Consider the following 19,942-nt stretch of genomic DNA (forward strand, 5'->3'; position numbering starts at 1 on the left):
ACGCCACTCAGAGCAGCGGCGCATTGTCGAGGGCAGGATCCTGCAGGCTCTGGGTGGTGTGCAGCACGGCTTCGAAACCGGCCGCCGACAGCGGCATGAAGAAGCCGCGCTGCCAGGTAACTCCCGGCATCCAGATCTGCTCGAGATCCACCACTATCTTGATGGGCTTGAGGGGTTCTCCCGGCCGTTGCACATAGATGCCTGGCGGGGTGGCAACCTGCGGGAAGCGGCGCAGTATATGCTCGCTGCCATCCTTCGCATGGGGATTGAGCCGTACCTTGATCAGCTTGGCCAGCACGGGTGACATGTCGTCAGACTGCCACAGCATCTTGTCCAGCAGTTTGCAGCGTCGGCACTTGGCACTCTCAATCACATAGAGCAATGAATACCCCTTGTGCAGAGCCAGCTGCTGCGCTTTTTCGTACCCCTGGGCCCCAGCCAGCCAGGGGGTCTCCTCCTCGGCCGGCGTGCCACTGAACACAAACCAGAGCCCACCCGTCCCGGCCAGCAACAGCAATACCCCCGTGATAATTCCCTTGATCCCGACACGCATTGTTCACCCTCTCTGAATGACTCCGTTCACTTGTCGACCATCATGCCTCAGCTCGCCCTGGTTGGCGACTTTGTGATCCAGGACAAATGGCGAACACTTGTAAGCTGTAATGTTGGAGTTTAAACTCTAGCGCGAATTTTAGTGCCCTCGCGGGCGTACAACTGTTACTTGAGGATGTTTGACTGATGCCGAAACTCCATCTGGTTCGACTGATGCGTGAACGTATTGCCCGGCTTGGCAACAAGGCCGCCCTGCGCGTACAACAGGATGGCCAGTGGCGCGCCATCGGCTGGCGTACCCTGGGACAGGCCATGGACTACTGTGCCCAGGCGCTGATCCGCGCCGGCCACCAGCCAACCGAAATGGTCGGTCTCTACGCCCGCAACATGCCGGAGTGGACCCAGGCAGATCTCGGCATCCTCGCCGCCCGCGGCGTCAGCGTGCCCATCTACCCCACCAGCACCCTTGAGCAACTCAGGTATATAGTGCGCGATGCCAGTATCGGCCTGCTGTTCGTGGGTGAGCAGCCCCAGTTCGATCAGGCGCTGACCTTGTTGAATGATGGCGAGATCCGCCAGATTGTCGCCCTCGATGGCAAGGTCAATCTGCGCGGCTGCGCCCAGGCCAGCCACTTTCAGGAATTTCTTGCTTCCGGCAACCATCAGGCCAGCGAGCAGGAGCTGCGGGTGCGGGAAAGCCAGTACCGGATGGATGACCTGCTGACCCTGATCTACACCTCGGGCACCACGGGCGAACCCAAGGGGGTCATGCTCGATTTTGCCAACATCGCCGCCTGTTTCGAGATGCACAACAGCCGCCTCGACCTCAACGAGCAGGATGTGTCGCTCTGCATGCTGCCGCTGAGCCATGTGTTCGAACGCGCCTGGACCTACTATGTGCTCTACTGCGGCGCCGAGAACGTCTACATTCGCGACCCGCAGAAGGTGATGGATGTCATCGGCGAGGTGCAGCCGACCGTGATGTGCGCCGTCCCGCGCCTCTACGAGAAGGCCTACGCCATGATCCAGGCCAGGGTTGCCCAGGCGCCGCGCCTGCGCCGCGCCCTGTTTGGCTGGGCCACCCGCGTCGGCAAGCAGATGGTGGCGACCCGTCAGGCGGGCAAATCAGCCTCTCCCCTGCTCTGTGCCCAGCTCGCGCTGGCGGAGCGACTGGTGTTTCGCAAGCTGCGCGCCCGCTTTGGCGGCCATACCCGCTTCCTGCCGGTGGCCGGCGCTCGTCTGGCCGACGACGTGAATCTCTTCTTCCAGGCCATGGGGCTCAACCTCAAGTACGGCTATGGCATGACAGAGACCACGGCTACCGTCTGCTGCTACGAAGATCAACAATTCAAGCTGGGCTCCATCGGTACGGCCCTGAATGGCATCGAAGTGAAGCTGGGGGAGAACAACGAGCTGCTGGTGCGCTCACCGACAGTGATGCGCGGCTACTACAACAAGCCGGAAGCCACTGCCGAGGTGATGACCGCAGATGGCTTTCTCTGTACCGGTGATGCGGGCGAGCTGGACAAGGACGGCAATATCTACTTCACCGAACGGCTGAAGGAGCTGATGAAGACCTCCAACGGCAAGTATGTGGCCCCGCAACTGGTGGAAGGGACCATCGGCAAGGATCGCTTCATCGAGCAGATCGCCATCGTCGCCGATGCCCGCCACTTCGTCTCGGCGCTGATCGTGCCCTGCTTCGAGTCGCTGGAAGAGTACGCCCGCTCCATCAACCTGCAGTACCAGTGCAAGACGGAGCTGCTGCGCCACTCCCGGGTAATGGAGTTCTTCGAGGCCCGCATCGCAGACTTGCAAAAAGAGCTGGCCAAGTTCGAGCAGGTGAAGAAGTTCACCCTGCTGCCGAGCGCCTTCTCCATGGAGCTGGGAGAGATCACCCCCACCATGAAGCTGCGCCGCAAGATCATTGAATCCAAGTATCAAAGCGAGATCGAGGCCATGTACAACCATGTCTGAGTACAACCACGTCTGATCCCGCCCGCCATGAAATCAAAAAGCCGCTCATCAAGCGGCTTTTTGCTGTCTGTCTGACAAGTGATCAGGGCAGTTTGACCAGTGGCAGCTCGCGCATCTCGGTGGGACGGCCCCCCTGGATCTTGTCGACCTCTGCCAGCGCCTGCTTCACCTCATCCCCATTGCGCAGCAGACGATAGGTCAGATCGAAGGTCTTGGTCTCGCCTGGCTGGATCTTGGGCACCAGCCCCAGCGGACGCTGGTACTTGGTGCTGTAGGCATAGCTGGTACCAGGCTCGATACCCGTCACATACCCCTGGGCCCGGGTGTCGGTGTTCTTCCACAGGGTCAGCACGGGCAACTGGTGGGTGTTGTAGGCCACCGCCACACCGGCGCTGCCCTGCCGGTTGTTGAGCACAGCCAGAGTGTTGCCATCGGCGTCGCTGTAGGGCACCAGGTTGAATACCATCTCGTCGAAGCCCTTGGTCGGCCCCAGATAGGTTTGCCAGCTCTTCAGGCCCGCCTTGGCGTAGTCGTTGAACGGGGAGATCTGCTTCACCGGCGTGCTGACTTGCGCCCCCTCTTCCAGGATCGGCGCCCCGAAATTGCTGTGGTAGATGATCTGGTACTCGTTCTCATAATCCGCGTGGTTGGTCAGCTTGTCCTGCAGGGAAAATTCCGCCTGACCGGGCACTACGCTCAGCTGGGTCCAGGTAACCAGCTCGCTCATCTTGAAGGTGCGCTCATCCACCCTACCCAGCACATGAATGGCATAGGGCGGCTCCTCATCTATGGTCACGCTGACCACGGATGCCGGTATGTTCTGCACCCGACCATGCAGGCTCTTGAGTCGGCCGTCATCGTCCACCCCGGGGTGGCCTGTCCACTCGTAACCGCAGCGCACCAGCATCTCGTTGAAACCATCGAGCCAACCGAGACCGGCGCGGCTCTCCAGATCGATGAAGGCCGGGTTGACCACTTCCTTGACGGGAGAATCCCAGCCGAGGCGCAGATCGGCCCCCTTGACCTCCTTGATCCCCATGCCTCGGGTCGGCACCAGGGTAATTTTCATTACGCCGTTGTCGACGATCAGCAGATCCACCCCCTCCTGCCGTCCGCCGTGCAGCCGCTTCTTCTCGATGGAGAAAGGGACGGGACTCTTGATACCCAGCTTGTCGCTGCTTATCTTCCAGTCCCCCACATCCAGCCCCTGCTGGGAGTCGGTCAACAGGAATTCGGCGGCCTGGCCAGAGCTCGCGCCCAGGGCGAGCAGAACGGCAATGGAGAGTTTCTTCAACATGGGTTTATCCTCGTGTCTCTTGCTTTTGTGAATGGTTTTTGCGAAAGCTGAATCGTTTCAGTTACCGAGACGTTAGGCCCCCATCCCACAAGACTCAAGCTGCAAAAGGGCGAAATGTGAGCCGATTGACAATAAAAGCACCACCCGCCCTGCTGAAGTGAAGGCTGACTCACACTTATTTTCGGGTACTTTTTGGACGCGTTGGCGTGCTGGCTGGAATGACAAACTGCGCAATAAAAAGCCGCTCCCGGGAGCGGCTTGCAAACAGAGAAGCAGAGGGATCAGGTCGTGGTCTGACGGATACCGAAGTAGTCGGCCAGGAAGTCATCAAACGACAGGCTGTCGCTGCGTTCACGTTCCCGCTGCTTGGCCAGGGATTCCCGCGCCTCGGCGGCGAAATAGGCTTGATCCCAGTACTGCAGCTCACCGGCCAGCATCTCTTCCCGGTAGCGGCTCGCCAGCTCGTCGCCGAAGCAGCCGTTGTCCTGGCCGCTCTCCAGCAACTGCTTGAGCAGACGGGCAGAGTAGGTCAGATCCGGGTTGAGCAGCTTCTCCCTGTGCATCGCAAGGGTCTCGCGGTAGCGATTGCGGCCACAGCAGCGATCCAGCAGATCGGCCACCTGGGCCAGCTCGTCAAACAGCTGGAGGCCGTACTCCTTGAGGCCGATGGCGTTGCCCTGCTCGTCTTCCAGTTCCAGGCCGGGGCGACGCCCTTCCAGCACCACCTTGTTCTGGTTGCGGCGATTGCGGGCAATCTCCTCGTCCCCCAGCACGGGAGACGGGCGCAGCAGACACCAGACCAGGAAGAGGTCGAAGAAGCGGATCTGATCCGCATCGATACCAAATGGCGTGAAGGGATTCACGTCCACGGTGCGCAGCTCGATATATTCGATGCCACGCTGCTCGAGCGCATCTGAGGGCTTCTCGCCGCTGCGCGGCGTGCGCTTGGGCCGGATCGGGGCATACAGCTCGTTCTCCAGCTGCAACACATTGTCGTTAAGCTGACGATACTCGCCGTTTACCTTGACCCCAATCTTGGCGAAGTCGGGATCATGGGTGTTGATGGCACGACGCAGGCTGCTCACATAGTCGGGCAGGCTGTCGTGGCTTATCTTCAAGCCTGCCTGAGCGCTGTTGGTGTAGCCGAGATCGGATAACCGCAGCGCTGTGGCGTAAGGCAGATAGAGGGTGCCCTTGCCGGTTTTCTGGAACGGCAGGCTGCTCTTGCGCCCCTTGAGGAAAGAGTCACAGATGGCCGGCGAGGCGCCAAACAGATAGGGCACCAGCCAGCCGAAGCGGTAGACGTTGCGAATAAGCCCCATGTACTTGTCGGAGATGAAGCGCTGGCTGCAGCAGCCCTCGCCCACCAGATCCTGCCACTCGCACCAGAAGCTGTCCGGCATGGAGAAGTTGAAGTGCACCCCGGCAATCACCTGCATCAGGCTGCCGTAACGATTCTTCAGCCCCTGCCGGTAGAGGGTCTTCATCCGCCCTATGTTGGAGCTGCCGTACTGGGCCAGCCGTATGCTCTCCTCGTCGCCGACGAAGCAGGGCATGGAAAGCGGCCAGATCCGCTCATCACCGAGATGGTGGATGGCGTGACGATGAATGTCGCCCAACTGATCCATCAGGCTGTCGATGGAGTCGGTCGCCGGTGTGATGAACTCCAGCAGGCTCTCGGAGTAGTCGGTAGTGATGTTGGCGTGGGTCAGGGCAGAGCCCAGACTCCTGGGGTGATCCGTCTGGGAGAGAGTCCCTTGCGGGGTAATGCGCAGACATTCACGTTCGATCCCGCGCCGGATCCCCTTGAGGGCCGTCAGCCGATCAGGCGAACCCAGGGCGGTCAACAACTCGGTGAGTGACAAGCTAGTCGTAGTCATATTCACGGCTCATGTGTGGCCGCCCCTCAGGGGGGCGACACTATTTTTATGAAGCGCCCTCAGGGCAGCTGCAACGGATAGATGGGAAGATGAAGCTCCTTCAGGGGTTTTTCAAGCTTTTGCTTGTCACCCACCACCACAATCACCATGTCAGCCGGATCGAGCCAACGGGCGGCACTGGCTTTGAGCACCTCTGGTGACACCGTTTTGATCAGCTGGTTCTGGGCCTGCACATAGTCCGGCTTCAGGTCATACATGATCATCTGCAGCAGGAAACCGGCCTTCTGGCCGAGAGTTTCGTAGGAGAGGGCATCCTGCTGGGAGACGGCACTGCGCATATAGGCCAGCTCCACCGGCGTCGGGCCGCTCTTGCGATAGTTGTCCATCTCCTTGAGGAACTGACGGATGGCATCCACGGTCGCATCGGCCCGCACATTGGCGCCGGTGGCGAAGGTACCCACCTCGCGATTGGCGGAGAAGCCCGAGCTGGCGCCATAGGTATAGCCCTTGTCTTCCCGCAGATTGAGGTTGATACGGCTGTTGAAGTTGCCACCCAGGTTGAAGTTCATCAGCCCTGCGGTGAAGTAATCCCCCGTGGTATCAAACGGCATGGCGCGACGGCCAATGCGGATCACCGACTGGGGAGCCCCGGGCTTGTCCACCAGATAGATACCCGGCTTGGCCTGCTCGCCCTCAGGCTTGAGGCTGCCAAGGGTGGGCGCTACCCCCTTCCACTGGGTCAGAAAACCAAGTTGCTCCTCCACCTGCTGCTGGGCTACGTCACCCACCACCACCACCTTGGCGTTGGTCGGGTTGTAGTAGTTCTGATAGAAGCGCTTCACATCCGCCAGGGTCAGCTTCTCGACATCGGCCAGCACACCGTCGCCCGGTTGACCGAGGCGGTTCCCCTTGCCATAGACCAGCTCACGGAAAGCCTGTCCTGCCAGCCACTCGGGCTGCTGCTGGCTCTGCTTCATGCCTTGCAGCATCTGCGCCTTGACCCGCTCGAAGTCCGCCTCCCGCATGCCCGGGCGTTCGAATACCTCGCGTACCAGACCCAGGGTCTGGGGCAGCTTGTCCGTCAGGCTGCTGATGGTGACCAGATTGCTGTACTGGGCACTGGAGACGCTGACGCTGGAACCGAGCTTTTGCAGCTCGTCGCTGAGCTGAGCCTCGGTCAGGCGCACCGAGCCCTGACCCAGCATGCTGGCGGTGAGGCTGGCGAGCCCAAGTTCTCCCTTGCCCTCGGCACGCATGCCACCCGGCAGGGCGATCATGATGGAGACGGCCGGGATCTCGTCACTCTGGGTACCTATGATCTCGATGTTCTTGTCGAGCTTACCGTGCCAGATGGCAGGTACCTTGACGCTGACCGCCTCGCTCGCCTTGGGCTGCACGCTGCGATCGAAGTTGTCCTTGACCGGACGCAGCGCCAGCGGTTCATCGTGCTGGCTGTAATCCGGCAACACCCGCTTGGCAGGGGTGAAGTTCGGCTTGGCCACCTGCCAATCCGTCTTGCCCTTGGGCACGACGCTCAGCACTACCGCCGGCTTGCCCAGGATGAACTTGTCGTAGGCCGCCTTGACCTGCTCAGGTGTCACCTTGCCGATGGCATCCAGGCTCTTGAACACATAGTTGGGGTCCTGGGCAAACACCTGGCCCATGGCGAGCTGGCTCACCTTGCCGGAGACGCTGTCCAGACCCCAGATGGCGGAGGCACGGTAGCTGCTGATGGCCTTTTCCAGGTCCTCCGGTTTGAGCCCGCGACCGGCAAACTCGCCGATCACCTTGTCCACTTCCCCCTTGAGGGTCTTGAGGCTGCCATCTACCGTAGGGTTCGGATAGGCATAGACGGTCAGGGTACAGGCCAGCTCCTCGCAGTAGTGGGACGCGCCCACGTCGATGGCCTTGCCGGTTTTCACCAGCGACTGATAGAGCATGGAGCTGGCGGAGCCACCGAGCACGTCGGCAAACATGTCCAGCGCCGGCTCCTGCGGATCACCGAGCGACACGGTCGGATAGCTGATATAGAGCAGCGGCAGGTGAACCTTGTCTTCCAGCGTCACGTAGCGGGTCTCTGGCAGGGTCACGGGGGCCGGGGTCGGCTCTGCCACGTCAGGGCCACGGGGGATGGAGCCAAAGTATTGCTCAATCCAGGCCAGCGCCTGCTTGGTATCGAAGTCGCCACCCAGGGTCAGGGTGGCATTGTTGGGGCCGTACCAGCGCAGGAAGAACTGCTTGAGGTCATCCACCCCGACCCGGTCCAGATCCTCCACATAACCGATGGGCTGCCAGGAGTAGGGATGGGTGCGCGGATAGAGCGCCTCCCCCACTTTCTCGCTCACCAGACCATAGGGTTGGTTGTCGATGCGCTGGGCCCGCTCGTTCTTGACGGTGGCGCGCTGGATCTCGAACTTCTTCTGGCTGACCGCATCGAGCAGGAAGCCCATGCGATCCGCCTCAAGCCAGAGCACCTTTTCCAGCTGATTGGCCGGCACAGTCTCGAAATAGTTGGTTCTGTCCTTGTTGGTGGTGCCGTTCATGTCGCCACCGGCCTCGTTGATGATCCGCATATGCTCCTGATCACCGACGTGCTTCGAGCCCTGGAACATCATGTGTTCGAAGAAATGGGCGAAGCCGGATTTGCCCACCTGTTCACGGGCCGAGCCTACGTGATAGGTCACATCCAGGTGTACCAGGGGATCGGACTTGTCGGGCGCCAGGATCACGGTCAGACCGTTGTCCAGCTTGTACATCTGATAAGGAATACCGAGCTTGCCCTCTTCCTTGACCTGCTCCGATACCAGGGTAGGTGCCGCGAGCGCCGGCAGGGTGAAGCCCAGAAGAATGCTGAATGGAATGAGTTTGTTCACGGTTACCTCGTGAGTGAAGAAAAGGGCTAGAAAATGTGACTGGCCAGCAGAAAAATCAGGGCATAACGCAACAATTTGCCGAGCCCGATCAGGATGAGAGAGCGCCAGAAGGAGAGGCGCAGCCAACCGGCCAGCAGACAGAGACCATCGCCGACCACGGGTGTCCAGGCCAGCAGCAGACACCAATGACCATGTTGTTTGAGCCAGCCGAGGGCTTTTTGTTCCCCACGGCCTTGAAAATCTTCCGGTTTTTTCTTGAAGGTGGCGAGCCAGCCAAGCCACCAGGTGGTCATGGAGCCGAGGGTATTGCCCAGGGTAGCCCACAGCAGCAGGCTGGTCATGCTCCACTGCCCCTTGGCGGCCATGGCCCCCAGCAATACCTCCGAGCTGCCAGGCAGCAGGGTGGCGGAGGTGAAGGCGCTCAAAAACAGCCAGCCCAGCCCCATCTCCATCAGGTCATTCATGGGGGATCACCATACGCAGCAAACTGGCGACGCTGGGTGGCCCAGTCGGCCATCAGGCACGGCCGCCATCATGACCTTCCTATGAGGTTGTGCTCGGCCGCAGGCATACGCAGCAGCAGCTTGCCACGAACGTGGCCCTCCTCGATGGCCTGATGGGCCAGCCCGCCGTCTGCCAGTGCAAACTCGGCAGAGACGGTCACCTGTACCTGCCCCTGACGCAGCAGGATCAGTATCTTGGCCAGTTGCTCGCTGTCGGGGTGCACCAGCATGCCAAGCACCTCAACGCCAGATCCCGCCGCCGCCTCCTTGATCTGCTGGGCCGTGATGGTGGGCACAGTCACCAGTTTGCCACCGGGCTTAACGCAGGCCAGCGCCGCCTTGCCGCTCTCGCCCCCCATCAGATCCAGCACCAGATCAACCTGACCGGTGTGGTCCACGATCTGGGAAACCCAGTCAGGGTCGTGATAATCCACCATCTGACTGGCCCCCAGACTATGGAGGAAACTGTGATTGTCGCGGCTGGCCGTTGCCACCACCTCGGCACCATCGGCAGCAGCAAACTGTACTGCCAGATGGCCCACGCCGCCCGCACCGGCCAGGATCAGCACTCGCTGTCCCGGCTTGAGACCACCGTGCTCAAACAACCCTTGCCAGGCGGTGAGGCCCGCCAGCGGCAAGGCAGCCCCTTGTCCCAGGGGCACGCCATCGAGCTTGATCAGCTCCCCCTCACTCGCCACGACGGATTCGGCATAGGCGCCCCCCGCCAGCGGAAAACCCACCATGCCGCACACTAGATCACCCTCTACCAGTGACGTGACGCCAGGGCCGACTTTCTCTATCACGCCCGCCACATCATAGCCGGGTGTCCAGGGCAACTTGTCCTTGTTCTCGGCCGCCGCCCAGCCAAGGCCGGCCCGGGTCTTGGCATCGATGGGATTGACGCCCGCAAAGCAGATGCGCACCCGGACCTCCCCTTCTGCAGGCACCTTATCGAGGGAAGGGTTGAGCTTGAGTACCGAGGGGTCGCCGAATGCGGTAATCTGTAGCTGCGTCATTGCACAATCCATCCTGTTGATTGATCAAGGGTCAACAGAATAACAGCGAGGACACCATGGCTCGAATGTTTCTTATTCCTCTGTTGCTGGCTCTGGGGTGGTGGGCCTTGCTGCTCTACTTCCGCATCCCGCTCAAACAGGGGGCCAAGGGGTTTTACTGGATCATCGGCATAGGTGGCGGACTGGCCGCTTTCCTCAGCCTGATGATGGTACTGACTCACTAGCCAGGCGCCGCTCACATCGCAAAAGAAGGGCCACCCCGAGGTGGCCCTGATTTCAACCGGCTTGCGAGCTGAGATGGTAGTGGCGGTTGCTGCCCTGTCCCAGCACCCCCTCCGCCAGCAGATGCTGGAATACCCTGTCCACCTCCTCCAGCGACAGCGAAAGGGCCTGCGCCACCGAGCGCTTGCTGCACTTGAGCTCGCCGCTCTCCAGCACGGAGCGCACCTGGGCCACCACAGCCGGCTCGGGTTCCGGCTTGCTCGCCACCATGGGCACTGTGGCCGCCAATTCGGCCTGCCGCGCGGCAGCCTGCTCTCGTGCCTGCTGCCAATGCCACATGCGGCGAAAGCGGTTCTCCTCGCCAATCAGGCTGACGAAGAAGGCACCGAACACATCCAGCAGCACGGAGAGGAAGCAAACCAGCAGAAACTGTACCTGGCTGAGGCTCATGCCCACCCCGTCCGCCAGGCTGCTCATCAGCCCCAGCATGGAGGATTGCTCGTTGACCGGCTTGGCGTCACGCTCCTGGCGCAACTCATCCTGCTGCAACCTGAGCTTGGTGTTGGCCTGCTGCAAGCCACTGACGCCGCTGGAGATCCGCGCCATCTCTATGTACTTGCGCGCCGCCTCCTCGTTGAGCTGGATCTGGCGCTCTATGCTGGCGATCTGCTCGTCGAAACGAGCCAGCTCCCGCTCGTGTCGAGCCTGCTGACTCAGCACAGTGTTGGTTGCACTGTTGATGCCGCCTATGCTGCCGCCGATGGAGATGGCCGCCAGCACGCTGTAGAACAACAGCGACCAGAAGGCACCGCCGAGATCCCGCCGCGCCTTGCACTCGCCATATTCGTACCAGACATAAAACTTGCCAAGTTCGAAGATGATGGCCAGGCCGCCGAACAGCCACTTCATCAACGGGTTGTCATCGATGGAGAGAAACAGCAGCAGGGAGAAGACAATGGAGGCCAGAATGGCCAACCCGGTAAAACTGTACACCGTGGTCAGTGCGAACCACCCCTTGGGGTAGCGCAGTACGGCAGAAGCCTGTGTAGTCATGGTGAAGAGGGGATGCCGTGCAGGAAAAGTTGGCTGCCGATTATAGTCGCCGGACTCGCAGAGAGAAGGGCAAACTCTTGAAATCCTTCAGATAGAGAACCAGCTGCCCAGAGTGCGACCAAATCGAACAAATCGGCAGCAGGGACGCGCTACAATCGCTCCCCTGACTGAATCCCGTTATGTGGTTATATGCGGTTCCGCCCAGGTTCAGCCCGGCAGGACTACACTGATCCGCTATCGTCACTACTCGAGGCCATCATGAACAAAACGACCACTATGCTGCTGTCCCTACTACTGGTGAGCGGTGCCCCCGCTGCGCAACAACGCCAGGAAAATAGCGGCTCAACCTTCTCCGTTGAGGAGCTGACATTCAATCTGGACTGGGACGACAAGCAGTTCAACTGGTCGCAAACCGATTGCCTTGATCTTGAAACCGGGGGCGCTCTTCCTGCCGATTGCAACAAGGCAAGGCTCAATCTGGACGATCAGGAAAACCGCAACCAGCCCCCTAGCACCAACGAGATCCAAGTCAACCAGCAGAGTGACCAGTAACAACGGGAGTATTCTTGCCATGAATCCATTCAAGCGCTACCCCACGATTAACCGCAGCGCACTGCTGCTCTCCCTGCTCGTAGTGCAGGGCACCGCTTTTGCTGCCCCCCCCTCCAAAGGAGCCGACGGCATCAACATCTCCGGCAATGACATCAAGATCGATCTCGACTGGGATGACAAAGAGTACGACTGGTGGCAGAACCACTGCCTGGATATCGATATTGGCGATGGCCGCATCAAACTCAACTGCGACAAGATGGATGGCAAGTACCGGGATCACTACAACCGCAGCATCCACAGCGGCAACAACCCGGGACAAGGTCACGACAAACACAAGGACAAGAGCAACGGCAACGGCAACGGCAACGGCAACGGCAAGAAAAACTGACCACCCCTTTCCTCAATACAGCAGGGGCTTCTGGCCCCGGTGCTTATGTCGTTACCAGTAATTCTCCGCACTGATGTTGCCGGGGGCTCGCCGCAGGTTCTTGGCCAGCCCGAGTTCCAGCAAGGTCTGCTGGGTCTCCTTCACCATGGCCGGATTGCCACAAATAAGCACCTGGCTCTGCTCGGGTGAAAATGCGAGCCCGACTCGCGCTTGCAGTCGCCCGTCGGCGATGGCCGCCGGGATCCTGCCAGCCATTACCCCTGGCCACCCTTCGCGACTGACGAAGGGGACATAATGAAAGCGCGCCCCGTGCTGCTCGGCAAAGCTGGCGATCAGCCCCTGGTAGCTAAGCTCTTCTCCTCTTCTCACCCCATGCACCAGCACCAGGTTCTCGAAGCGGTCGAAGGCCTCGCCATCCGCCAGCATGGAGAGGAAGGGGCCTATGGCAGTGCCGGTGGAGAGCAACCAGAGATCACGACCGGACGGCACCTCGTCAAGGACCAGAAAGCCGGTGGCCTGAGACTGCACCAGCAGGGTGTCGCCCTCTTGCAGAGAGCCAAGAGATGGCGTCAGCTCACCGTCCGGGATCTCGACCAGATAGAATTCGTGATAAGGGGCTGAGGGGGGATTGACGAAGGAATAGGCTCGCTGGATGCGGCGCTCACCCTGCGCGAGGGCCAGTTTGGTAAATTGTCCTGCCTTGTAGGGGGCAAGCTCTGCCGCCACGCGCAGGGAAAACAGGGTGGGGGTCCATTCGATGCGCTCGATGACCCGACCTTCGACCCAGGCTGCCATAGGGATCTCCTCAAGAGGAACAGAGCTTCACTCTACCCTTTGATCCCAAAATAAAAAACCCGCGCAAATGCGCGGGTTTTTTTGCAACAGCGAATCGCTATTACAGGGCAACAACCTGAACTTGTACGGTTGCTTTGACGTCAGCGTGCAGCTGAACAACAACTTCGTACTCGCCGGTGTTACGCAGAACGTTGCCCATCCGGACCTCGCTCTTGGCAACAGCAACGCCGGCAGCAGTGATGGCATCAGCCACGTCACGGGTACCGATGGAACCGAACAGCTTGCCTTCGTCGCCAGCTTTGGAGGCGATAACAACAGCAGCCAGTTCACCCAGCTTGGCAGCGCGCTCTTCAGCGGCAGCTTTACCGGCAGCCAGTTTGGCTTCCAGTTCAGCACGGCGAGCATCGAAAGTCTCGATGTTGGCCTTGGTAGCCATAACGGCTTTGCCTTGCGGGATCAGATAGTTACGGGCGTAGCCAGCTTTAACAGCGACTTGATCACCCAGACCGCCCAGTTTGGCGATTTTGTCGAGCAGGATAACTTGCATTACCTTTCCTCTATGGAAGTTGAGTTAGGCTTAAGTGCCGGGCCGATTCTTACTTGTTGTGCAGATCGGTGTACGGCAGCAGAGCCAGGTAACGAGCACGCTTGATGGCGCGTGCCAGCTGACGCTGATACTTGGCGCGAGTACCGGTGATACGGCTCGGTACGATCTTGCCAGATTCAGTGACGTAGTTTTTCAGAGTAACGATATCTTTGTAGTCGATCTCGGTAACGTTCTCGGCAGTGAAGCGGCAGAACTTACGACGACGGAAATAACGTGCCATGGCCTTTATCCTCTATTCAGTGATCCAGAATTACTCTTCGGAAGACGCTGCTTCAACAGTATCTTCGCGGCGCTCGTCGTCACGACGGACGAAGCGCTCTTCCTTGGCCTTGGCCATCGGAGAAACTTCAGTCACGGCGTGCTTGGTGCGCATGATCATGTTGCGGATAACGGCATCGTTGAAACGGAAGTTGGTTTCCAGTTCATCGATAACGGCTTGCTCTGCTTCCACGTTCATCAGAACGTAGTGAGCTTTGTGCAGCTTGTCGATCGGGTAAGCCAGTTGACGACGGCCCCAATCTTCCATGCGATGGATAGTACCACCCGCGGTGGTGATAGCACCGGTGTAACGCTCGATCATACCGGGTACTTGCTCGCTCTGGTCCGGATGAACCATGAAGACGATTTCGTAATGACGCATTTTAGCTCCTTACGGATTAATTCAGCCTCCGCCCAGGTGCAGCCAGACCTCGGAGGCAAGGAACGTATGGTGTGTTTAGACGCTGCTTTCTAGGGCGGCATATTGTACGAAATCACATCCCTCACTGCAACTGGCCACCGCAGATGTTTTTATCTATGGGTATGATACAAAACATCAATTGATAACAATTATCATTTAGATCTATTCTATCTCCATAATCTTATGGAGGGTGTTTCCATGCAACCCGCGCTGACCACGGCCATTCCGGCCCGCAAATTCAAGCTTACCCTGCTCGGGCCCGCCTTTATCGCCGCCATCGGCTATATCGATCCGGGCAACTTCGCCACCAATATCCAGGCTGGCTCCACCTTCGGTTATCAGCTGTTGTGGGTGGTGGTGTGGGCCAATCTGATGGCCATGCTGGTGCAGACCCTCTCCGCCAAGCTCGGCATCGTTACCGGCAAGAACCTGGCGGAACACATACGCGACAGGCTGCCCAAACCCGCGGTCTGGGCCTACTGGGTACAGGCGGAGATCATCGCCATGGCGACCGATCTGGCCGAATTCATCGGCGCAGCGGTCGGCTTCAAGCTGCTGCTCGGCGTCACCCTGCTGGAAGGCGCCGGCATCACGGCCGTGGTGACCTGGGGCATTCTCATGCTGCAGAGCCGCGGCCAGAAGCCACTTGAGTTCGTGGTTGGCGGCCTGCTGCTGTTCGTGGCGGCGGCCTATATCGTCGAGCTGGTGTTCTCCCGCCCCCACCTGCCGAGCCTGCTGGAAGGGGCTCTCTTCCCCGGCCTGCCCAACAGCGAGGCGGTCTATCTGGCGGCCGGGGTGCTCGGTGCCACCGTGATGCCCCATGTCATCTACCTGCACTCGGCGCTGACCCAGCACACCCAGGATCAGGGCACAGTGCCTCAGCGGCTTCACACCACACGGGTAGACGTAGCCATTGCCATGACCATAGCCGGCTTCGTCAACCTGGCCATGATGGCGATGGCGGCCGCCGCCTTTCACAGTTCTGGCAACCAGCAGGTGGCCGAACTCGAATCTGCCTACCAGACTCTCACTCCCTTGCTCGGGCAGGCCGCCGCCACCCTGTTCGGCCTGTCCCTGGTGGCCTCGGGTATCTCCTCCACAGTGGTCGGGACCCTGGCAGGACAAGTAGTGATGCAGGGTTTCGTGCGTTTCACCATACCGCTCTGGCTACGCCGTGCCATCACAATGGCTCCCGCCTTCGTGGTGATCGCCATGGGGCTCAATACAACTGAGATCCTGGTGCTGAGCCAGGTGGTGCTCAGTTTTGGTATAGCGCTGGCACTCATTCCGCTGCTGATCCTGACCGGCGATCGGGTGCTGATGGGAGAGTATCGCAACCATCCGGTGACTCAGGCTGTCGGTCGCCTTATCGTCGCACTGGTGATCGGCCTCAACGCCTACCTGCTGGTCGCCATGATCTAGCGCTCACGACCCGTTGCTCAGGCCGGCTCATTAACCCAGGTTAATGAGCCGGCCTGCGCTTTGGCGTATGCTGCTCTCTTTTCATCAGCGATTAGCGGGAGCCATCCATGGAACATACCCGAGCCAGCTTCGTGCTGGGCCATCATCATGAACCGGCCAGCGTGGTCTTCTGCCAGAGCGGCGACACCAGCCTGCTGGTCACCGATCTCACCCCCTTTCATCCGCAAAGCCACCTATGGCCCGATCAACCGGGGGATGTGGGCACGGTTTACTGGGATGGCGGTGACGCCAGTGTAGGCCCCTGCCGGATGGGCGCCATCAGCCCGGAGGGCGAACTGTTCGTGGACAAGGATATACCGGTCAAGCGGGGCGCCGAAGGGTGGGCCTTCGTGGTCGTGCACCCCCTGGCAGGCCATCACACTCTGGCCGTGGGCTCCCGGGTTGAACTGAAGGTGGATGCCGCTGCCCGCCACTCCTTAAGTCTGGGTCACAGCGGCTGCCATCTGGCGGCGCTGGCCCTCAATCGGATGCTGACCCCCTACTGGCGCAAAGAGGTGAGCGAGCGCGATGCACTCGATCAGCCCGACTTTGACCGCCTCGCCATTCAGACCTCGCGAGTCGAGCCCATGGGCTCCCGGGAGCAGTACCGTATCGGCAAGAGTCTGCGCAAGAAGGGGGTCAATAATGACGCTTTGTTGGTGGAACTGGCGCAGATAGAAACCAGCGTAAACCAGCAGCTGGCAGACTGGCTGGCGGCCAATGGCGAGATCCGCCGCAGCCGGGCTGGCGAGGCCATCATAGACTCGCGCTACTGGCACTGCATGCTTGAAGGTAAAGAGGTGACCATTCCCTGCGGCGGCACCCATGTGGCCACACTGGCCGAACTGGGCCAGGTGCGGGTGCAGCTCGCCCCCTGCGAAGAGGGCTTTACCCTGACGACTCTGGTCACCCCTTGAGTCAAACATCAGGCCGGGCAGCGCCCGGTCTGATGCAGCCAGGGATCAGGCAAGACGGATCAACAAGATACCGCAGAGGATCACCAAGGCGGCGCACAGTCGTACCCGCCCCAGTTTCTCCCCCAGCCAGCACCAGGAGAGCAGCACGGCAAACAGCACGCTGCTCTCGCGCAGCGCCGCCACCAGCCCGATGGGCGCCTGGGTCATGGCCCAGATGACGATGCCGTAGGCAAGCAGTGACAAAGCGCCGCCGAGCGCACCGGTACGCCACGCCGCAAGATCAAGCGCACGCCAGGCGGTGCGACTCTGCCAGCGCATCAGCAGTGGCATCATCAGCGCAGTCAGGGCAAACAGCCAGAGGGTGTAACGCACCGGCTCACCGGCCGAGCGGGCACCAGCCCCGTCCGAGAGGGTATAGGCTGCGGTAAACAGCGCCGTGATCAGCACGGCGCTCAGGGCCCCAGACGCCAGTTTGATGCCGCCGCGCCAGGCCATCAGCAGCACACCGCTCACCAGCACCAGAGCGCCCGCCACCGCCAGCACTCCCGGCACTTCCCCCAATAACAAAGCCCCGAACAGCAACGTCACCAAGGGCGCACTGCCACGCGCCAGCGGGTAGATCTGGCCGAATTCCCCCAGCCGATAAGCCCGACCGAGAAACAGACAATAGCCACAATGCAGCAGGATGGAGAGCGCCAGCCAGGGGTATTCGGCAGGCACAGGCAGCCCGACCAGCGGCAAGAAAGGGGCGGCAAACAACCCGGAACAGAGGGAGACAAGAAACACGCTGACACGCCCCTCGGCCTGGCGTTTGGCCAGCGCATTCCAGAGGGCGTGCAGGAGCGCGGCCAGCAAGATGGCCGCAAAGATGGTTGGCGTCATGACAGGGTTCCGATAATCACAAGCCGCCAAGCCTAACCGATTTCCTGTGCGGCAACCGAGACAGGCTTCATAAGCTGCCCATATGACAAACCGGCCATCCGCCGGTTTATCATATGGAGTCAAGTTGACTGGGCTAGCGCAAACGCCGCTGCCAATGGATGGCCAGCAAGATGAAACTCACCCCGACCCAGAGGTTCCAGGCCGGGATCTCGCCAAACAGCCAGATCCCCATCAGTACCACGAACATCAGGCCTGAGTATTCGGTTGCAGCAATACGGTTGGCCTCCACCTGCCGATAGGCGTAGATGCAGCTGGCATGATAGAGCAGTTGCATCACGCCGCTGCCGCCGATCAGTGCCAGCAGATGCCAGTCCACCGGCTGCCATTGATTCACCGCCAACCCAGCCGTCAATGGCAGCGCCAGCAAGTTTGCCCAGAACAGGGTCGCCACCACAGAGATCCCCGCAGGCAGCTTGCGGCCGGTGACATTGAACAGCGCCAGAGTGAAGGCGGTCACCAGCGCGCCCAGCCCCGCCAGATGGAAATCTCCCGGCTTGAGCACGAACACGACGCCAAGCAGCCCCATGCCCCCCAGCAACCAGACCCGGGAGTTGATCTTCTCCTTGAGCAGCCAGGCAGCCAGCGGCAATGTCAGCAAGGGTGAGACATAGAAGATGGCGTTGGCCGTGGCCAGCGGCAGCTGGGTCAGCGCCAGCATCATGCCGCCACCACCGAGCAGGCAAAGGTGACCACGCAGCAGGTGCCATTTCCAGGCACCCAGTCCCCAGGCCACCCTCGGCACCCGCAGCATGAAGGGCAGCAACACCAGCAGGGTCAGCAGCTGGCGCAGGAACATGTATTGGAAGGGGCTGAAACCGGGGCCGATCAGCTTGACCAGCACATCGGAGAAGGCCTGGGCCAGATTGCCCAGTACCAGAGTGATGATGGCGAAGGTTTGCAGGTCCAGAGCGAACCGCTTGCGCAACAACTCCATCAGCGACAGCCACTCGAGTGACGAACGCAGATAAAATGGCTAAACGGCTTAATTGCTGAATCTTGTTTTGTATTAATGGGATAAAAAACCATTCTTAAACCTTTCCATCAACGGTTGCCGATTAATCACTCAAAGGGTACCCAGTAATATGGCGTCGAGCACCCGTTTTCTTTACTACCTCAAGACATAATAATTTCATTGTTATGCTTTAAAGGTATTAAGACGAGGTCATGCCAATGTGGGGAATGTCATCTTCCAGATAGGGTTCACCCACGGCGGTGAAGCCATGGCGACCATAGAAACCCTGCAGATGTGCCTGAGCGCCCAGATAGATGCTGACCCCGGGCCACAATTGTTCGCACGCCACCAACGCCTGCTGCATCAGTCGATGACCGAGACCGTCGCCTCTGGCCTCCGGCGATGTCACCACCCGGCCGATCACCACCTGACTCGCCTTGGCGACACCAGGCGCCATCAGTCTGGCGTAGGCCACCAGCTCACCATCCTGCCAGCCGAGCAGGTGCTGCACGTCGGGACGCTTGTCGACGCCATCCAGATCGAGGAAGACGCAAGTCTGCTCCACCACGAAAACGCGGGATCTCAGCACGAGCAATTCATAAAGCTCATTGACGTCGAGTTGTTCAAAAGATTTGAGGGACCAGTTCATGGGAACTCCTTGCTCATCGAGAAAGGCAGCATAGCCAGCCGCGCGGGCGCAGGCATTAACCTTTGTTAAGATCCTTCAGCCGCTTGCGAATGCGGCTCAAGCTGATGGGGGTGATGCCCAGATAAGCGGCGATCTGGTGATCCGGCACCCTGGCATCCAGCGCGGGGAAACATTGCAGGAAGTGTTGATAACGGGCTTGGGGGCTCTCGGTCAACAGCAGCAACTCTTTCTCTTCCTTGATACGCAACTGCACCGCCAGCAAGTGGTGATACCAGGCAGACCAGCAAGGGAGCTGACGCAAATCCCTCAGGTTGAAGAGTTGCAGGCGGCATGGCTCCAGCGCCTCCACACTGTAGCGGGCGGGTTCACCACTGAGCAGATGGTGGAAGTCGATAAACTCGTCCCCCTCCCAATAGAACTCCTTGATGTACTCGCGGCCATCCGCCAGCACCACCTTGGCGCGCAGCAGCCCCTGCTCCACCTTGACCAGCAGATCGGGCTTGTCACCGGCATGCCAGAGGCAAGTACGAGGGCTCAGGGTCAAAGGCCGGGCAAAAGAGAGGAGGCGCGCGGCCTCCTGCTCATTTGTGACCTGATCCCGACTGAACGGGGGTCTGTCCATCCTGT

At 60.1% G+C, this 19,942-nt stretch carries 21 protein-coding genes; 6 read left to right on the plus strand and 15 right to left on the minus strand.

The window, feature by feature from the left end; translation table 11 throughout:
- Window positions 1-7 precede the first annotated feature (7 nt).
- Complete coding sequence (locus AC1P02_RS01245) at window positions 8-553, minus strand: thioredoxin domain-containing protein (protein WP_058394963.1); 546 nt, start codon at window positions 551-553, stop codon at window positions 8-10.
- Between the two features lie 185 nt (window positions 554-738).
- On the opposite strand from AC1P02_RS01245, the gene AC1P02_RS01250 reads away from it, so the two are divergent.
- Window positions 739-2,529 (plus strand): AMP-dependent synthetase/ligase, encoded by a 1,791-nt coding sequence (locus tag AC1P02_RS01250; protein ID WP_485183677.1) that lies wholly within the window; start codon window positions 739-741, stop codon window positions 2,527-2,529.
- Between the two features lie 82 nt (window positions 2,530-2,611).
- On the opposite strand, the gene AC1P02_RS01255 is transcribed toward AC1P02_RS01250, so the two are convergent.
- From AC1P02_RS01255 to AC1P02_RS01275, 5 genes are all read right to left on the minus strand, one after another.
- Window positions 2,612-3,826, minus strand: a complete 1,215-nt coding sequence (locus tag AC1P02_RS01255) for an aldose 1-epimerase family protein (protein ID WP_021138612.1) — start codon at window positions 3,824-3,826, stop codon at window positions 2,612-2,614.
- A 281-nt stretch (window positions 3,827-4,107) separates the two neighbouring features.
- The gene (gene gshA / locus AC1P02_RS01260; protein WP_485183679.1) at window positions 4,108-5,706 is read right to left on the minus strand and encodes a glutamate--cysteine ligase; all 1,599 of its coding nucleotides are present in this window, start codon (window positions 5,704-5,706) and stop codon (window positions 4,108-4,110) included.
- A 59-nt stretch (window positions 5,707-5,765) separates the two neighbouring features.
- Window positions 5,766-8,579: a M16 family metallopeptidase gene (locus AC1P02_RS01265; RefSeq protein WP_485183681.1), complete on the minus strand. Its 2,814-nt coding sequence runs from the start codon at window positions 8,577-8,579 to the stop codon at window positions 5,766-5,768.
- Window positions 8,580-8,605: 26 nt separating this feature from the next.
- On the minus strand, window positions 8,606-9,043 hold the full coding sequence (locus AC1P02_RS01270) for a YqaA family protein (RefSeq protein ID WP_021138609.1): 438 nt from the start codon (window positions 9,041-9,043) through the stop codon (window positions 8,606-8,608).
- Window positions 9,044-9,111: 68 nt separating this feature from the next.
- Window positions 9,112-10,110 (minus strand): NADP-dependent oxidoreductase, encoded by a 999-nt coding sequence (locus AC1P02_RS01275; protein WP_131731682.1) that lies wholly within the window; start codon window positions 10,108-10,110, stop codon window positions 9,112-9,114.
- Window positions 10,111-10,154: 44 nt separating this feature from the next.
- Here AC1P02_RS01275 and AC1P02_RS01280 point away from each other — a divergent pair, with 44 nt between their 5' ends.
- A complete protein-coding gene (locus AC1P02_RS01280) occupies window positions 10,155-10,322 on the plus strand; it encodes a hypothetical protein (protein ID WP_162265158.1) in 168 nt (55 codons plus the stop codon).
- Between the two features lie 52 nt (window positions 10,323-10,374).
- Here the strand turns inward: AC1P02_RS01280 and AC1P02_RS01285 are convergent, their stop codons facing one another.
- Window positions 10,375-11,373 carry a hypothetical protein gene (locus AC1P02_RS01285; protein ID WP_005313372.1) on the minus strand — a complete coding sequence of 333 codons (999 nt, stop codon included), beginning with the start codon at window positions 11,371-11,373 and terminating at the stop codon, window positions 10,375-10,377.
- Between the two features lie 258 nt (window positions 11,374-11,631).
- Between AC1P02_RS01285 and AC1P02_RS01290 the strand changes: the two genes are divergently transcribed.
- Together AC1P02_RS01290 and AC1P02_RS01295 are read left to right on the plus strand one after the other, a co-directional pair.
- Window positions 11,632-11,925 (plus strand): hypothetical protein, encoded by a 294-nt coding sequence (locus AC1P02_RS01290; protein WP_170946627.1) that lies wholly within the window; start codon window positions 11,632-11,634, stop codon window positions 11,923-11,925.
- Window positions 11,926-11,944: 19 nt separating this feature from the next.
- Window positions 11,945-12,313, plus strand: a complete 369-nt coding sequence (locus AC1P02_RS01295) for a hypothetical protein (protein WP_485183686.1) — start codon at window positions 11,945-11,947, stop codon at window positions 12,311-12,313.
- Between the two features lie 51 nt (window positions 12,314-12,364).
- Here the strand turns inward: AC1P02_RS01295 and AC1P02_RS01300 are convergent, their stop codons facing one another.
- From AC1P02_RS01300 to rpsF, 4 genes are all read right to left on the minus strand, one after another.
- Window positions 12,365-13,108, minus strand: coding sequence for a ferredoxin--NADP reductase (locus AC1P02_RS01300; RefSeq protein ID WP_485183688.1), 744 nt, complete (start codon window positions 13,106-13,108; stop codon window positions 12,365-12,367).
- Between the two features lie 100 nt (window positions 13,109-13,208).
- Window positions 13,209-13,655, minus strand: a complete 447-nt coding sequence (rplI, locus tag AC1P02_RS01305) for a 50S ribosomal protein L9 (RefSeq protein ID WP_005313386.1) — start codon at window positions 13,653-13,655, stop codon at window positions 13,209-13,211.
- Between the two features lie 49 nt (window positions 13,656-13,704).
- Window positions 13,705-13,935: a 30S ribosomal protein S18 gene (rpsR, locus tag AC1P02_RS01310; protein ID WP_005313392.1), complete on the minus strand. Its 231-nt coding sequence runs from the start codon at window positions 13,933-13,935 to the stop codon at window positions 13,705-13,707.
- A gap of 30 nt (window positions 13,936-13,965) precedes the next feature.
- On the minus strand, window positions 13,966-14,355 hold the full coding sequence (gene rpsF / locus AC1P02_RS01315; RefSeq protein ID WP_005313395.1) for a 30S ribosomal protein S6: 390 nt from the start codon (window positions 14,353-14,355) through the stop codon (window positions 13,966-13,968).
- A 237-nt stretch (window positions 14,356-14,592) separates the two neighbouring features.
- Here rpsF and AC1P02_RS01320 point away from each other — a divergent pair, with 237 nt between their 5' ends.
- Together AC1P02_RS01320 and AC1P02_RS01325 are read left to right on the plus strand one after the other, a co-directional pair.
- A complete protein-coding gene (locus AC1P02_RS01320) occupies window positions 14,593-15,816 on the plus strand; it encodes an Nramp family divalent metal transporter (protein ID WP_306642240.1) in 1,224 nt (407 codons plus the stop codon).
- Window positions 15,817-15,923: 107 nt separating this feature from the next.
- Window positions 15,924-16,772 carry an alanyl-tRNA editing protein gene (locus AC1P02_RS01325; protein WP_485183696.1) on the plus strand — a complete coding sequence of 283 codons (849 nt, stop codon included), beginning with the start codon at window positions 15,924-15,926 and terminating at the stop codon, window positions 16,770-16,772.
- A 45-nt stretch (window positions 16,773-16,817) separates the two neighbouring features.
- On the opposite strand, the gene AC1P02_RS01330 is transcribed toward AC1P02_RS01325, so the two are convergent.
- The 4 genes from AC1P02_RS01330 to AC1P02_RS01345 form a co-directional block, all read right to left on the minus strand.
- The gene (locus tag AC1P02_RS01330) at window positions 16,818-17,654 is read right to left on the minus strand and encodes an EamA family transporter (protein WP_485183698.1); all 837 of its coding nucleotides are present in this window, start codon (window positions 17,652-17,654) and stop codon (window positions 16,818-16,820) included.
- 133 nt (window positions 17,655-17,787) lie between these two features.
- On the minus strand, window positions 17,788-18,648 hold the full coding sequence (locus AC1P02_RS01335) for a DMT family transporter (RefSeq protein ID WP_485183700.1): 861 nt from the start codon (window positions 18,646-18,648) through the stop codon (window positions 17,788-17,790).
- Window positions 18,649-18,865: 217 nt separating this feature from the next.
- Entirely contained in the window at window positions 18,866-19,315 is a 450-nt protein-coding gene (locus tag AC1P02_RS01340) for a GNAT family N-acetyltransferase (protein ID WP_288030701.1), read from the minus strand.
- A gap of 55 nt (window positions 19,316-19,370) precedes the next feature.
- Window positions 19,371-19,937 carry a Crp/Fnr family transcriptional regulator gene (locus tag AC1P02_RS01345; RefSeq protein ID WP_059111720.1) on the minus strand — a complete coding sequence of 189 codons (567 nt, stop codon included), beginning with the start codon at window positions 19,935-19,937 and terminating at the stop codon, window positions 19,371-19,373.
- Window positions 19,938-19,942 lie beyond the last annotated feature (5 nt).

This window comes from Aeromonas sp. TS_SC_11, from assembly GCF_057318915.1.